This is a genomic window from Ruegeria sp. BHSC029 (genome assembly GCF_059613085.1).
The window spans coordinates 285,978-299,899 of record NZ_JBXWRU010000004.1; the positions used below are offsets into that span (position 1 = coordinate 285,978).

The window sequence follows — 13,922 nt, forward strand, 5'->3', positions numbered from 1 at the left end:
AACCCCGGTTGCGCGAACATTTCCTTGAATGACCCAAGGTTTGCAGGGACATTGATTCCGTCAGGGCCGCGTCATCCGCCGCCCATCCGCAGATTCTGGGAGGGAATTTACATGACCAAGCCGTTCTTTCGCATCTTTGCCGGCGCCATGGCGCTGGGCGTGGGGCTGATCGCCTCGCAGGCCATGGCCCGGTCGGACATCACAATCGCCATGCAGCTGGAGCCGCCGCATCTGGACCCGACCAGCGCCGCCGCACAAGCCATCGATTCGGTCGTCTACACCAACGTGTTCGAAGGGCTGACCCGGTTCATGGGCGATGGCTCGGTCGTGCCGGGGCTCGCCGAAAGCTGGGAGATTTCCGAGGACGGAAAGGTCTATACCTTCACGCTGCACGATGGCGTCACCTTTCACGATGGCACCACGATGGATGCCGAGGACGTGAAGTTCAGCCTCGACCGCGCCACCGCCGAGGACAGCGCCAATGCGCAGAAGGCCCTGTTCGCCGGGATCGAAAGCGTTGAGGTCGTGGACCCGCTGACCGTCAGAATCACTCTGGCGGAACCCAACGGCAATTTTCTGTTCAACCTGGCCTGGGGCGACGCGGTGATCGTGGCGCCCGAAAGCATCGAGGGCATCAAGACCAACCCGGTGGGCACCGGTGCCTACAAGTTCGCCGAATGGGTCCAGGGCGACCGCATCACGTTAGAGCGCAACCCCGATTACTGGGGTGACCAACCCGCGCTGGAGAAGGCCACGTTCAAGTTCATCTCGGACCCCACCGCCGCCTTTGCCGCGATGATGGCCGAGGACGTGGACGTGTTCGACAATTTTCCCGCCCCCGAGAACCTGCCGCAGTTCGAGGCTGATCCTAGGTTCCAGGTGCTTGTCGGCTCGACCGAGGGCGAGACCATTCTGGCGACCAACAACAAGAAGCCGCCCTTTGACGACGTGCAGGTGCGGCAGGCGCTGGCCCATGCGATCGACCGTCAAGCGATCATCGACGGCGCGATGTTCGGCTATGGCACGCCGATCGGCACGCATTTCGCACCGCACAACCCGGCCTATGTCGATCTGACCGGCAATTCGGCGCATGACCCGGACAAGGCCCGCGCCCTGCTGGCCGAGGCCGGGTTCGCAGACGGGTTCGAAACTACGCTGCACCTGCCGCCGCCCTCCTACGCCCGCCGCGGGGGCGAGATCGTGGCCGCGCAGCTGGCCGAGGTCGGGATCAAGGCCGAGATCATCAACGTGGAATGGGCGCAGTGGCTGGAAACCGTGTTCAAGGGCAAGGATTTCGCCCTGACCATCGTCAGCCATACCGAGCCGATGGACATCGGCATCTATGCCCGGCCGGATTACTACTTCCAATATGACAACCCGGACTTCCAGGCCCTGATGGCGACGCTGAACGCCACCACCGACCCCGATGAACGCACCCGCCTTATGGGTGAGGCGCAGCGCATGATCGCCGAGGATTACGTCAACGCCTATCTGTTCCAACTTGCCAAGCTGGGCGTGGCCAAGGCCGGGGTTCAGGGCCTGTGGGAAAACGCGCCCACGGCGGCCATCGACCTGACCGCGATCAGCTGGGCGGAATGAGCCTTACGGGTCCGCCCGGCGGGCCTGTTTCCCCATATTAGGGTCTGTTTCAGATGACACGTTGCCTGGTTTCGGTGTTTTTCTTCATGGTCGCCCTGACCGTGTCGGGGCCTTTGGGTGCGCAAGGGTTGTTTCAGGATGGCCACAGCGCGCTGTTGGGCACCCCGGAGAACCCGGTCGAGGTCGGCGTCGGCATCAAGATCGACCAGATCACCTCGGTCGATCAGAAGGCCGAGAACTATGGCGCCGTGGTCGTGCTGCGGTTTGAATGGAGCGATCCGGCCCTGGCGTTCGATCCGGATGAGCTGGGCCGCGATTTCCGCGTGTTCGATCCGCCGGCCTTCGTGCGGCATGCAGCCAAACGGGATGCGGTGGTTCCGGCCTTCGTCATCCACAACCAGCAATCCAACCGCTGGGTGCACGAATCCGCGGCCGCCCTGCGCTATGATGGGCATGTGACGTTTGTCGAGAAATCCTCGCTGACGCTGCAGGCGCCGCATTTCAACTTCCTCAGGTTCCCCTTCGACACGCAGGAGTTCCATTTCGAGGTCGTCTCGGTCTTTCCGTCCGACTTCGTGCATTACTACGCGCTGGACCAGTTTTCGGGGCTGGGCGACACGCTGGGCGAAGAGGAGTGGATTCTGGGCAATGCCCGTATGCTGGCCTCGACCACGACCGGCCTGTCGGGCAATGAAAGCGATCAGGTGTCGCTGGTCTTTCAGGGCAAGCGCCACCTGACCTATTATGTCATTCGGGTGTTCCTGCCGATGCTGGTGCTGGTTCTGGTCGGCTGGGCGCTGTTCTTTCTGGACGAATACCGCAAGCGGATCGACATCGCCGGGGCCAACCTGCTGGTCTTTGTCGCCTTCAACTGGGCGATCTCGGCCGATCTGCCCAAGCTGGGCTATCTGACCTTTCTGGATTTCATCCTGCAATGCATGTTCCTGATGACCGGGGCGCTGGTGGTGTTCAACGTGATGCTGCGGCGGCTCAAGGTCTCGGGGCGCGAGGACACGGCGCGCAAGCTGGACAACTACGCGATCAAGTGGATCTATCCGCTGGGCTATGCCGCGATCGTGGGCTACGCGGTCTGGGCGTTTCTGATGCAGTCCTGACGCGCTGTGCCGCTGGACCGGCGGCCAATCCCGGCCTAACGTGGCGGCAATGCTCCGATATGCGCTCAAACGTCTGATTTCGCTGGCACTCAGCCTGGCCGCCGCCTCGGTGGTCATCTTCGCGGTGATCGAGGTGGCGCCGGGGGATCCGGCCTCGTTCATGCTGGGGGTGAACGCCCAGCCCGAAACGCTGGCTGCCCTGCGCGCCGAGCTGGGCTTGGACGTGTCACGGCCGCAGCGCTATCTCGACTGGGTCAGCGGCATGCTGGCCGGAGATTTCGGCACCTCGTACACCTATCGCACGCCGGTGGCGCAGATGGTGGCCGACCGGCTGTGGGTGTCGCTGCCGCTGGCGCTCTATGCGCTGACACTGTCGACGTTGATCGCCTTTCCGGTCGGTATCTTCGCCGCCGCGCGCCGGGGGAAACCGGGCGATCTGGCGGTGATGGGAGCCACGCAGCTGGGCATCGCGGTGCCGAACTTCTGGTTTGCGATGATGCTGGTGCTGATCTTCGCAATCAATCTGCGCTGGTTCAACGCGGGCGGGTTCGCGGGGTGGGACACTGGCCTGTGGGCCGGGCTGCACTCGCTGACCCTGCCGGCGATTGCGCTGGCTCTGCCACAGGCGGCGATTCTGTCGCGGGTCATGCGATCGGCACTGCTGGACATTCTGGGTGAGGATTTTACGCGCACCGCCCGCGCCAAGGGCCTGTCGCGCCGTCAGGCGCTGTGGCGGCACGGGGTGCGCAACGCGCTGATCCCGGTGTTGACCATCATCGGGCTGCAGTTTTCCTTCCTGCTGGCCGGATCGATCATCATAGAGCAGGTCTTCTATCTGCCCGGGTTGGGGCGGCTGGTGTTCCAGGCGATCTCGGCGCGGGACCTGATCGTGGTGGAGTCGGTTGTAATGCTGCTGGTCTTTGCGGTCATCACGGTGAACTTCCTGGTCGATCTGGCCTATGCCGCGGTCGACCCCCGGTTGCGGAGCCGCACATGAGCCGGTCTCTGATCCTGGGGGCGGGGCTGTCCTCGGTGGTGGTGCTGATGGCGCTGCTGTCCTTCGTCTGGACACCCTATGACCACGCCGCGCTGAACATCCCCGACAAATTGCAGCCGCCCAATGCGCAGCACTGGTTCGGTACCGATCATTTCGGGCGCGATATATTCTCGATGATCATGGTCGGCGCGCGCACCTCGATCGCGGTGGCTCTGGTGGCGGTGGGCATCGGCATGGCGCTGGGCGTGCCGCTGGGTCTGACGGCCGCGGCGCGCAAGGGGTCGTGGCTGGACGAACTGATCATGCGCGGCAACGATCTGGTCTTTGCTTTCCCCTCGCTGGTCATCGCCATCCTGATCACCGCCGTCTTCGGCCCCGGTGCGGTGAACGCGATCATCGCCATCGGCATCTTCAACATCCCCGTCTTTGCCCGCATCGCCCGCGGCGCGGCGCTGTCCCTGTGGGAGCGCGAGTTCATCCTGGCCGCCCGTGTCGCGGGCAAGGGCGCGGCGCGGATCTCGGTCGAGCACATCCTGCCCAACGTTGCCAATTTGCTGATCGTGCAGGGCACCATCCAGTTCAGCCTTGGTATTCTGGCCGAAGCGGGGCTGTCCTATGTCGGCCTCGGTGCGCAGCCACCCACGCCCAGCTGGGGCCGGATGCTGGCGGATGCGCAGACGATGGTCAGTTTTGCCCCGCATTTGGCTCTGATTCCGGGGCTGGCGATCATCGTGACGGTGCTGGGGCTGAACCTGCTGGGCGACGGGCTGCGCGATTGGCTTGACCCTCGCATCCGGGTGGCCCGCGCATGAGCCTGCTGGAAATCCATAACCTGTCGCTGTCGATCCACGGGGTCCCCGTTCTGGACCAGGTCAGCCTGTCCATCGACCCCGGTCAGATCGTGGCCGTCACCGGTGAGAGCGGCTCGGGCAAGTCGATGACGGCGCTGACGGTGATGCAGTTGCTGCCCGCAGGGGCCGTGGCCAGCGGCTCGGTCCGCCTTGACGGGCACGAGGTTCTGAACAGCCCCGAGGACGAGATGTGCCGCCTGCGCGGCGCGGCCGTCGGGATGGTGTTTCAGGAGCCGATGACGGCGCTCAATCCGGTGAAGACCATCGGTGATCAGGTGATGGAGACCATCCTGATCCACAAGGCCATGCCCGCCGACGCCGCCCGCGCGCGCGCCCAAGAGGTTCTGACCCGCGTCGGCCTTCCGCCTGATCGCTTTCCCCTGTCGCGCTATCCGCACGAACTGTCAGGCGGGCAGCGGCAGCGGGTGGTGATCGCCATGGCCATCGCCCTGCGCCCCAGGCTGCTGATCGCGGACGAGCCGACAACCGCGCTGGACGTGACCACGCAGGCGCAGATCCTCGACCTGCTGCGGGGGCTGGTCACCGAATACGGCATGGGCCTGCTGATGATCACCCACGATCTGGCGGTGGTGGCCGACATGGCCGACCGGATCGTGGTGATGCAGAAGGGGCGGGTGGTCGAAACCGGGGCCACCGACCATCTGCTGCGCCACATGCAGCATCCCTATACGCGGATGCTGTTTCAGGCCTCGGGCCATCGGGTCGCATTGCCTGCGCCGCCCGCGCCCGCGCCGCTGCTCGAGGTCCGCAACGTGGTGCGGGACTATCGCCTGCCGCGCACGCGGTTGTTTGAAAAGCCCGGCCATCACCGGGCCGTGGACCACGTCAGTTTCACGCTGAACCGGGGCGAGCGCCTTGGACTTGTGGGCGAGTCCGGCTGCGGAAAATCGACCCTGACACGGGCTGTTTTGGGGCTTGAGGAGGTTCAGGGCGGGCAGATCCTGCTGGGCGGCCTGCCAGTGTTCACCGGTCGCAAACCCAATCTGGCCGTGCGCCGCAAGATGCAGGTGGTGTTCCAGGACCCGTTCGGCAGCTTCAACCCCCGCCACCGTGTCGCCCGCCTGATCACCGAGCCTTTTCACCTGCTGGGAACGCCGCCCACCGGGTCCGAACGGCAGCATCGGATCGCCGAGATGCTGACCGCCGTAGGCCTCTCGCCGGACGATGCGGGGAAATACATCCACGAATTCTCGGGCGGGCAGCGCCAGCGCATCGCCATCGCCCGCGCCCTGATCATCCGGCCCGAGCTGATCCTGTTCGACGAAGCCGTCTCGGCACTCGACGTGTCCGTGCGGGCGCAGATCCTCGACCTGCTAGCCGAGCTGTGTGCGGCCTATGACCTGACCTACCTGTTCATCAGCCATGACCTGAGCGTGGTGCGCACCATCACCGACCGGGTGATGGTGATGCAAGCAGGCCGGATCGTCGAGCAGGGCGAGACCGAGCGCGTGTTCGCGGACCCGCAGCACCCCTATACGCAATCCCTGATCCAAGCCGTGCCGAAATTGCCCGAGATCGGGCAGGGCGCAGCATGAAATCCCATTGTTAGAGCCTGTTTTGGAGGCAGATATGCTAAATCCCATCTGGTTTGACCCCACCCTGTGCCTGATCGGCGGCGATTGGGTCGCAACCGACGACACGCTTGATCTGACCAACCCGTCCGACGGCACGCCGCTGTGCCGGATTGCGCGCGGTGGGGCGCCGCAGATCGATGCCGCCGTGCAGGCCGCGCAGGCGGCGCTGGACGGTGACTGGGGCAGGACGACCGCGCTGGAGCGGGGCCGCATCCTGACCCGGCTGGGGCAGTTGGTGCGGGACAGGACCGAAGAGCTTGCGCTGCTCGAAGCGTTGGACGTTGGCAAACCGCTGACCCAGGCGCGCGCCGACGCACTGGCGCTGGCGCGGTATTGCGAATTCTACGGCGGTGCGGCGGACAAGGTGATGGGTCAGACCATCCCCTATCTGGACGGCTACACCGTCTATACCCTGCGCGAGCCGCATGGCGTGACCGGCCACATCGTGCCGTGGAACTACCCGATGCAGATCATCGGCCGCTCGGTCGGGGCGGCGCTGGCCATGGGCAATGCCTGCGTTCTGAAACCGGCCGAAGAGGCCTGTCTGACAGCACTGGCCTTTGCCCATCTGGCCACCGAGGCCGGCCTGCCGCCGGGGGCGCTGAACGTGGTGTCCGGCATCGGGTCCGAGGCGGGCGCGGCCCTGTCGGCGCATCCGGGTGTGCATCATATCTCGTTCACCGGGTCCGTGGCGACGGGTGCGCTGGTGCAGCAGGCGGCCGGAAGCAACGTGGTGCCGGTGACGCTGGAACTGGGCGGGAAATCTCCGCAACTGGTGTTCGATGATGCCGATTTGCAGGCCGCGTTGCCGTTTCTGGTGAATGCGGGCATCCAGAACGCGGGTCAGACCTGCTCGGCCGGGTCGCGTGTTCTGGTGCAGCGCGGGGTCTATGCCGAGGTCAAGGCGCGCATGGCCGCCGCCTATACCGACCTGACCGTCGGCCCCGCGACCGAGGATCTGCGGGTCGGGCCGCTGATCTCGGACCGGCAGAAGCAGATCGTAACCGGCTTCCTGGCGCAGGGGGCCGATCTTGAGATCGCCGCACAAGGCCGGATCGTGGATCACGCGCCGCCGGGCGGGGCCTATGTGCGCCCGACGCTGTTTGGTGACGTGCCGCCCGATCATCCGCTGGCGCAGAAGGAAATCTTTGGCCCGGTGCAGGTCCTGATCCCCTTCGACACCGAGGAGCAGGCCATTCAAATCGCCAACGGCACCGATTACGGGCTGGTGGCCGGGGTCTGGACGCGGGACGGCGCGCGGCAGATGCGGCTGGCCAAACGGCTGCGCGCGGGGCAGGTGTTCATCAACAATTACGGCGCGGGCGGCGGGGTCGAACTGCCGTTCGGCGGGGTCGGCAAATCGGGCCATGGCCGCGAAAAGGGGTTCGAGGCGCTGTACGGTTTTTCCCAGTTGAAAACCGTGGCCGCCCATCACGGCTGAGCCGGGCTAGACGATCACTTCGATCGCTTCTTGTTCCCCTACGCCAAAGACGCGCTTGTAGCGCTCGATCTCGTCTTTCGGCCCCATCGCCTTTTCGGGGTTGTCCGAAAGTTTCACCGTCGGACGCCCATTGGCCGAGACCGCCTTGCACACCAGCGAGAACGGCGCCAGCGCATCCCCGGGCACCAGACCGCGGAAATCGTTGGTCAGCAACGTGCCCCACCCGAACGAGACCTTCACCCGGCCCGCGAATTGGCCATGCAATTCGCGGATCTTGTCCACATCGAGCCCGTCCGAGAAAATGATCCGCTTCTGGCTGGGATCCTCGCCGCGCGATTTCCACCAGTCGATGGCGATCTCGGCGCCCTTGGCCGGATCGCCGCTGTCGATGCGGATGCCGGTCCATCCGGCCAGCCAGTCGGGCGCGCGGTCCAGAAACCCCTTGGTGCCATAGGTGTCGGGCAGGATGATCCGCAGGTTGCCGTCATGTTCGTCATGCCAGTCGCTCAGCACGTCATAGGGCGCGCGGGCCAGTTCTTCGTCGGTTTCGGCCAGCGCCGAATAGACCATCGGCAGTTCATGTGCATTGGTGCCGATCGCCTCGACCTCGCGCCGCATGGCGATCAGGCAGTTCGACGTGCCGGTAAACGCAGGGCCCAGCCCTTCGATCATCGCCTGCACGCACCAGTCCTGCCACAGGAAGGAATGCCGCCGCCGGGTTCCGAAATCTGCGATGCCCAAACCGGGAATGCCGCGCAGCGTTTCGATCTTTTCCCAGACACGGGTCATGGCGCGGGCATAGAGAACCTGAAGTTCGAACCGGCGCATGTCGTTCAAAACCGCGCGCGAGCGCAGCTCCATCAGCACCGCCAGCGCCGGGATTTCCCACAGCATGACCTCGTGCCATTTGCCTTCGAATGTCAGCTCGTACTGATCGCCGCGGCGTTCGAGGTGATAGGGCGGCAGGCGCAGATTCTCGAACCATTCCATGAAATCGGGGCGGAACATCTGGCGTTTGCCGTAGAAGGTGTTGCCCCGCAGCCAGGTGCTTTCACCCCGGTTGAGGCTGAGCGAGCGGATGTGATCCAGCTGTTCGCGCAACTCGCCCTCGTCGATCAGATTGGCCAGGGGGACGTGATTCGACCGGTTGATCAAGGAAAACTCGACCGTTGTTTGAGGTCGGTTTCGAAACACTGACTGGCACATCAGCAGTTTGTAGAAGTCTGTGTCGATCAAAGACCGGACAATCGGGTCGATCTTCCATTTGTGATTGTAGACACGGGTCGCGATGTCGACCATGGGGAACTCCTGCCATTTCCGTTGTTAGATCAATCGGGGCGGTGAATGGCAAGAGTCGCGGATTTGGTAACAATGCCAAGGACAGGCCATAATGCGGGCATAATGTCTGTTCTTTTCGCGGTCTAGTTAAACGGTGGGATGGTACGAGAAGGTAGTAGTTGGTTGAATGGGTCTGGCTTACGACTTTGATATTGTAACGATTGCAAAAGATGGGGGCGATTGCGGTTCGTCGGCTAAGACCGAGCCGAAAACCGCAACGGTCTGTGCGCGTTTTCGCGACGTGAAGACGGCCGATGCTCTGAGGGGGGCGTCACCGAAGCTGCGTCAGGTGTTCGTGGATGCCGGGTTCATTCTGGACAGCCACGGCAGTGGTGAATCGCGTGGTTTCTATCCGCCCGAAGACGCCGCGGCCCGCGAAAAGATCCTGCGCCAGCTGTTTGCAAATATTCGGGCCACGGGATTGCGCGGCCAGTATTGCGGTGAATTCGATCTGCGCGACTTTCTGCGCCATGTTCGCAGCGCGCAGCCTGGGATCGGCATCAAACGCCGCGATCCGGTGCGCCGCCCGCAGCCGGCCACACCTGCGCCCGCAAAACCTGACCGAAGAACCGTGCCCGGGCGCATTGGCTTCGCCCTTGGCCTTGCGGTGATCGTGTTCGTCCTGCTGAAATACCTGGCTGCGGCGGGAGCGACGCCCTGAATCGCTAGGCCAACGTAACACCCGTGTCGCGCATGGCCTGTTCCGCCGCTGCGAGCGATCCATCCAGATCGATCGCCCGGCAGGTGTCGGTTCTGACGGTCACGTCAAACCCCAGCCGGGCCGCATCCACAGCTGAATAATGCACGCAGAAATCGGTCGCCAAGCCCACCAGCGTCAGCCGGTCGATCCCGCGGTTGCGCAGATAGCCTTCCAGCCCGGTGGGCGTGGTGCGGTCGTTTTCGAAGAAGACCGAATAGCTGTCGATCGCGCTGCGAAAACCTTTGCGCAGGATCAGGTCGGCATCGGTACGCAGGTCGGGGTGGAATTCGGCGCCGGGCGTGCCCTGAACGCAATGGTCGGGCCACAGGACCTGCGGGCCATAGGGCATCTCGACCACGTCATAAGGCGCCTTGCCCGGATGGGATGACGCGAACGAGGAATGACCCGCCGGGTGCCAGTCCTGCGTCAGGATCACCGCATCGAAATCGGGCATTATGGCATTGATCGGGGCGACGATCTCATCCCCGTTGGGAACCGCCAGCGCACCGCCGGGGCAGAAGTCGTTCTGGACGTCGATCACGATCAGGGCATGGGTCATGGCGGCCTCCTTTGCGTGTCCTATCGGTAGGCGGGCGGGCGGGGGTCGTCAATGCGGTGTCTTGCGTTGCGGGGGGCCGCGCATTAGATCGCGGCCATGTACACGATCACCGCACTGTATCACTTCACCCGTTTTGCCGACCCGGACGCCCTGCGCGCGCCGCTGTTGGAGCTGTGCCGCGCGCAGTCGGTCAAGGGCACGCTGCTGCTGGCGCATGAGGGCATCAACGGCACCATCGCCGGCCCACGCGCCGGGATCGACGCGGCTCTGGCGCATATCCGGGCGCTGCCGGGCTGCGCCGATCTGGAATGGAAAGAGGCCACCGCCAGCCAGCCACCTTTTGGAAAGATGAAGGTGCGCCTGAAGAAAGAGATCGTGACCATGGGCCAGCCGGATGTCGATCCGCGCGCCCGCACCGGCCACTATGTCGAGCCTCAGGACTGGAACGATCTGATCCGTTCGGATGATGTGGTGGTGATCGATACGCGCAATGATTATGAGGTGTCGATCGGCACGTTCGACGGCGCAATCGACCCTAAAACGGCCAGTTTCCGCGATTTTCCTACCTGGTGGGAGCAGAACAAGGACCGGTTCCACAACAAGCGCGTCGCCATGTTCTGCACAGGCGGCATCCGCTGCGAGAAATCCACCAACTATCTGCTGGGGCAGGGGATCGAGGATGTCTATCACCTGAAGGGCGGCATCCTGCGCTATCTCGAGGAGGTCCCGCCCGAGGACAGCACCTGGAAGGGCGAGTGCTTCGTGTTCGACAATCGCGTTTCCGTAGGGCACGGGTTGGCCGAGGGACCGCACCAGCTGTGTCATGGCTGCCGCCGCCCGATCCTGCCTCAGGACATGGAGCGCCCCGAATACGAGCACGGCGTGTCCTGCCACCAATGCATCCACGAGACGTCCGAGGCCGACAAGGCCCGGTTCCGCGAACGGCAGAAACAGATCTCGCTGGCAAGGGCGCGGGGCGAAGAGCATATCGGCGGCCAATAGCTTCGAATCCCGCAAAAAAGCTTGCGATGATGCGCCCGGCGTTAAAAAATGGCCGGTACCCGTGCTTGGGGAGGGGGACGATGGCGCATGATCCAACCACATTGCAGGATTGGAAGCCCACGCTGATCGCAGCGATGGGCCTTGTCATGCTAAGCGCTCTGGCTTGGTACATCCTTTCACACCTGACCGAATCCGCAGCCGGCGACACGATCGGAGCCGCAGCCACCATCGGGTTGGCGATTTGGCTGTTCTCGCAAACCTGGTACTACATTGCGCTTGTGCGCTCGCCCAAGCGGCAGTTGCTGCTGATGGGGATTTCCTTCATCCAGGTCGTGCCGTTCCTGTTCGCTGCAGTCTACGGGTCATACGGGTACTACGATCTGTGCGTTGAAGGCGCCCGCGGTCCGGCGGATGTCCTGTACTTCTCGTATGTTACCTTCACGACGGTTGGTTTTGGTGACTTGCGGCCGGTTGGCGTGTGCCGCGCGCTTGCCGTGGCTGAGGCGATTACCGGCTATATTCTACTGGGCCTGTTCGTGGCAGCGGCCGTAGGGCTGTATGGTCGGTCGCATCGCCATCGCCATGACAAAGACGCCTGAGGCCGCCGGCCACATTTCTTCACTTGTTCCGCTCAATCCATTGCGACATCGCACGTTTGTCGCGGAAGCACTCGCTGGGGATCGGGCGGCGTTTGGTGCGCGAGATCCGCTCGGCAAAGGCCACCTGTTTGCCCGTCGGGTAGTCGGCAAAGGGGGAGGGATCGTGCGGCTTGTGCGCCGAGATCCAATCGGACATGGATCGCCGATCGCGCTGCGCCTCAACCGGGATCTCCAGCGCGGACTGCTGGGCGATCGCGCGCGCATAGCGCATCTGACGGTCCGTGACGGGCAGAATGTGGTAGTCGTTGGTCGGCCCCATCGGGGCGGTTTTGCGCAAAGACTGTTCCATCGGGTGATCCTCCGATCATGTAGAACAGAAATGGAACATTAACCATTTTTTTCAAGAGGGCCCCTTTTTTTGTTGGCAAGAATTCGCCCAAAGCAGTGCTTTATTGACTGATCAATCAATAATCATTACCTGCGGATGAAACCGACCGGCACCGGTTCCCCGGGGCCCGAGTAAAAAAGGATCCGCGATGAAAGTTCAGCCCGAGGCCAGCCACTTTATTGATGGCGAATATGTCGAAGACACCGCAGGCACCCCGATCGACGTGATCTACCCAGCCACGGGCGAGGTCATCGCCCGCTTGCATTCGGCGACGCCGCAAATCATCGAACACGCTCTAACAAGTGCAAAACACGCGCAAAAGGCCTGGGCGGCGATGACCGGAACCGAGCGCGGCCGCGTCCTGCGCCGCGCCGCCGACATCATGCGCGAGCGCAACCGCGAGCTGTCGATCCTGGAAACCCATGACACCGGCAAGCCGTTGCAGGAAACGCTGGTGGCCGATGCGACCTCGGGCGCGGATGCGTTGGAATATTTCGGCGGGCTGGCCGGGTCCCTGACCGGTGAGCATATCCGGTTGGGCGGCGGCGACTTCGTCTATACCATCCGCGAGGCGCTGGGCGTCTGCGTTGGCATCGGCGCGTGGAACTACCCGACCCAGATCGCCTGCTGGAAGGGCGCCCCGGCGCTGGCCTGCGGCAATGCGATGGTGTTCAAACCCTCGGAAACCACCCCCTTGTCGGCGTTGAAAGTGGCCGAGATCCTGATCGAATCCGGCGCGCCCAAGGGCATCTACAACGTGGTTCAGGGCTATGGCGATGTGGGCGCCGCGCTGGTCACCGACCCGCGCGTGGCCAAGGTGTCGCTGACCGGCTCGGTGCCCACGGGCCGCAAGGTCTATGCCGCCGCGGCCGAGGGCATGAAACACGTCACGATGGAACTGGGCGGCAAGTCGCCCCTGATCGTGTTCGACGATGCCGACATCGAAAACGCCGTCTCGGGCGCGATCCTGGGCAATTTCTATTCCTCGGGCCAAGTCTGTTCCAACGGCACGCGGGTCTTCGTGCAGAAGGGCATCAAAGAGGCGTTCCTGAGCCGTCTGACCGAACGCCTTGCCAATGTGAAGATCGGCGACCCGATGGATGAGGCCGTGAATTTCGGGCCGATGGTCAGCGAGGCCCAGATGAACATCGTTCTGGGCTATATCGAGAAGGGCAAGGCCGAGGGCGCGCGGCTGGTCCATGGTGGCGCGCGGCTGGATCTTCCGGGCTTCTACATTCAGCCCACTGTCTTTGCCGACGTGACCGACGACATGACCATCGCCCGCGAGGAGATCTTCGGCCCCGTCATGTCGGTGCTGGATTTCGAAACCGAAGACGAGGTGATGGCCCGTGCCAACGCCACCGAGTTCGGCCTGGCCGCCGGCGTCTTCACCAACGACCTGACCCGCGCCCATCGCGTGGTGGCCGGGTTCGAGGCGGGCACCTGCTACATCAACACCTACAACCTGGCCCCGGTCGAGGCCCCGTTCGGCGGGTCGAAAATGTCAGGCGTCGGGCGCGAGAATTCGAAGCTGGCGATCAACCACTATTCGGAAATGAAAACCGTCTATGTCTCGATGAATGACGTCGAGGCACCCTACTAGACGTTCCCAAATCGGGATTCCGGTCCAACTTGCCCTGTTCCCGACATTTGGGGTCGGGAACAGAGCATACGGTGTGCAGGTCCTGTGGCTGACTTCTGAGGCAGAGGGGTGACGCGTCCCCGCCAGTCAGGAGAA

At 63.7% G+C, this 13,922-nt stretch carries 13 protein-coding genes; 10 read left to right on the forward strand and 3 right to left on the reverse strand.

Going from position 1 to position 13,922, the window contains the following annotated elements:
* Window positions 1-111 precede the first annotated feature (111 nt).
* From AC2FML_RS11435 to AC2FML_RS11460, 6 genes are read left to right on the forward strand one after another with little or no spacing between them, the layout of a single operon-like run.
* Window positions 112-1,599 (forward strand): ABC transporter substrate-binding protein, encoded by a 1,488-nt coding sequence (locus tag AC2FML_RS11435; protein WP_496783208.1) that lies wholly within the window; start codon window positions 112-114, stop codon window positions 1,597-1,599.
* Window positions 1,600-1,652: 53 nt separating this feature from the next.
* Window positions 1,653-2,714: a ligand-gated ion channel gene (locus tag AC2FML_RS11440; protein ID WP_496783210.1), complete on the forward strand. Its 1,062-nt coding sequence runs from the start codon at window positions 1,653-1,655 to the stop codon at window positions 2,712-2,714.
* 49 nt (window positions 2,715-2,763) lie between these two features.
* Complete coding sequence (locus AC2FML_RS11445; RefSeq protein WP_496783212.1) at window positions 2,764-3,711, forward strand: ABC transporter permease; 948 nt, start codon at window positions 2,764-2,766, stop codon at window positions 3,709-3,711.
* The gene (locus AC2FML_RS11450) at window positions 3,708-4,523 is read left to right on the forward strand and encodes an ABC transporter permease (protein ID WP_496783213.1); all 816 of its coding nucleotides are present in this window, start codon (window positions 3,708-3,710) and stop codon (window positions 4,521-4,523) included. Before AC2FML_RS11445 ends, AC2FML_RS11450 begins: the two co-directional genes overlap by 4 nt.
* Window positions 4,520-6,118, forward strand: coding sequence for an ABC transporter ATP-binding protein (locus AC2FML_RS11455; protein ID WP_496783214.1), 1,599 nt, complete (start codon window positions 4,520-4,522; stop codon window positions 6,116-6,118). The genes AC2FML_RS11450 and AC2FML_RS11455 overlap by 4 nt, the downstream gene beginning before the upstream one ends.
* A gap of 34 nt (window positions 6,119-6,152) precedes the next feature.
* Window positions 6,153-7,598 carry an aldehyde dehydrogenase family protein gene (locus AC2FML_RS11460; RefSeq protein WP_496783216.1) on the forward strand — a complete coding sequence of 482 codons (1,446 nt, stop codon included), beginning with the start codon at window positions 6,153-6,155 and terminating at the stop codon, window positions 7,596-7,598.
* Window positions 7,599-7,604: 6 nt separating this feature from the next.
* Here the strand turns inward: AC2FML_RS11460 and pncB are convergent, their stop codons facing one another.
* A complete protein-coding gene (gene pncB / locus AC2FML_RS11465) occupies window positions 7,605-8,897 on the reverse strand; it encodes a nicotinate phosphoribosyltransferase (RefSeq protein WP_496783218.1) in 1,293 nt (430 codons plus the stop codon).
* Between the two features lie 166 nt (window positions 8,898-9,063).
* On the opposite strand from pncB, the gene AC2FML_RS11470 reads away from it, so the two are divergent.
* The gene (locus tag AC2FML_RS11470) at window positions 9,064-9,597 is read left to right on the forward strand and encodes a hypothetical protein (RefSeq protein ID WP_170391289.1); all 534 of its coding nucleotides are present in this window, start codon (window positions 9,064-9,066) and stop codon (window positions 9,595-9,597) included.
* A 4-nt stretch (window positions 9,598-9,601) separates the two neighbouring features.
* On the opposite strand, the gene pncA is transcribed toward AC2FML_RS11470, so the two are convergent.
* The gene (gene pncA / locus AC2FML_RS11475; protein WP_496783220.1) at window positions 9,602-10,195 is read right to left on the reverse strand and encodes a bifunctional nicotinamidase/pyrazinamidase; all 594 of its coding nucleotides are present in this window, start codon (window positions 10,193-10,195) and stop codon (window positions 9,602-9,604) included.
* Window positions 10,196-10,291: 96 nt separating this feature from the next.
* On the opposite strand from pncA, the gene trhO reads away from it, so the two are divergent.
* A complete protein-coding gene (gene trhO, locus AC2FML_RS11480; RefSeq protein WP_496783221.1) occupies window positions 10,292-11,197 on the forward strand; it encodes an oxygen-dependent tRNA uridine(34) hydroxylase TrhO in 906 nt (301 codons plus the stop codon).
* Between the two features lie 80 nt (window positions 11,198-11,277).
* On the forward strand, window positions 11,278-11,796 hold the full coding sequence (locus AC2FML_RS11485; protein WP_170364636.1) for a potassium channel family protein: 519 nt from the start codon (window positions 11,278-11,280) through the stop codon (window positions 11,794-11,796).
* A 19-nt stretch (window positions 11,797-11,815) separates the two neighbouring features.
* Here AC2FML_RS11485 and AC2FML_RS11490 read toward each other — a convergent pair whose 3' ends face one another.
* On the reverse strand, window positions 11,816-12,145 hold the full coding sequence (locus AC2FML_RS11490) for a hypothetical protein (RefSeq protein WP_170360478.1): 330 nt from the start codon (window positions 12,143-12,145) through the stop codon (window positions 11,816-11,818).
* Between the two features lie 187 nt (window positions 12,146-12,332).
* Between AC2FML_RS11490 and betB the strand changes: the two genes are divergently transcribed.
* Entirely contained in the window at window positions 12,333-13,787 is a 1,455-nt protein-coding gene (gene betB, locus AC2FML_RS11495) for a betaine-aldehyde dehydrogenase (RefSeq protein WP_170360481.1), read from the forward strand.
* The last annotated feature ends 135 nt before the right edge of the window (window positions 13,788-13,922 follow it).

Excerpts from the sequence above, each read along its gene's own strand:
- AC2FML_RS11435 (WP_496783208.1), top strand. The coding sequence starts at position 112 with ATGACCAAGCCGTTCTTTCGCATCTTTGCCGGCGCCATGGCGCTGGGC.
- AC2FML_RS11440 (WP_496783210.1), top strand. The coding sequence starts at position 1,653 with ATGACACGTTGCCTGGTTTCGGTGTTTTTCTTCATGGTCGCCCTGACC.
- AC2FML_RS11445 (WP_496783212.1), top strand. The coding sequence starts at position 2,764 with ATGCTCCGATATGCGCTCAAACGTCTGATTTCGCTGGCACTCAGCCTG.
- AC2FML_RS11450 (WP_496783213.1), top strand. The coding sequence starts at position 3,708 with ATGAGCCGGTCTCTGATCCTGGGGGCGGGGCTGTCCTCGGTGGTGGTG.
- AC2FML_RS11455 (WP_496783214.1), top strand. The coding sequence starts at position 4,520 with ATGAGCCTGCTGGAAATCCATAACCTGTCGCTGTCGATCCACGGGGTC.
- AC2FML_RS11460 (WP_496783216.1), top strand. The coding sequence starts at position 6,153 with ATGCTAAATCCCATCTGGTTTGACCCCACCCTGTGCCTGATCGGCGGC.
- pncB (WP_496783218.1), bottom strand. The coding sequence starts at position 8,897 with ATGGTCGACATCGCGACCCGTGTCTACAATCACAAATGGAAGATCGAC.
- AC2FML_RS11470 (WP_170391289.1), top strand. The coding sequence starts at position 9,064 with ATGGGTCTGGCTTACGACTTTGATATTGTAACGATTGCAAAAGATGGG.
- pncA (WP_496783220.1), bottom strand. The coding sequence starts at position 10,195 with ATGACCCATGCCCTGATCGTGATCGACGTCCAGAACGACTTCTGCCCC.
- trhO (WP_496783221.1), top strand. The coding sequence starts at position 10,292 with ATGTACACGATCACCGCACTGTATCACTTCACCCGTTTTGCCGACCCG.
- AC2FML_RS11485 (WP_170364636.1), top strand. The coding sequence starts at position 11,278 with ATGGCGCATGATCCAACCACATTGCAGGATTGGAAGCCCACGCTGATC.
- AC2FML_RS11490 (WP_170360478.1), bottom strand. The coding sequence starts at position 12,145 with ATGGAACAGTCTTTGCGCAAAACCGCCCCGATGGGGCCGACCAACGAC.
- betB (WP_170360481.1), top strand. The coding sequence starts at position 12,333 with ATGAAAGTTCAGCCCGAGGCCAGCCACTTTATTGATGGCGAATATGTC.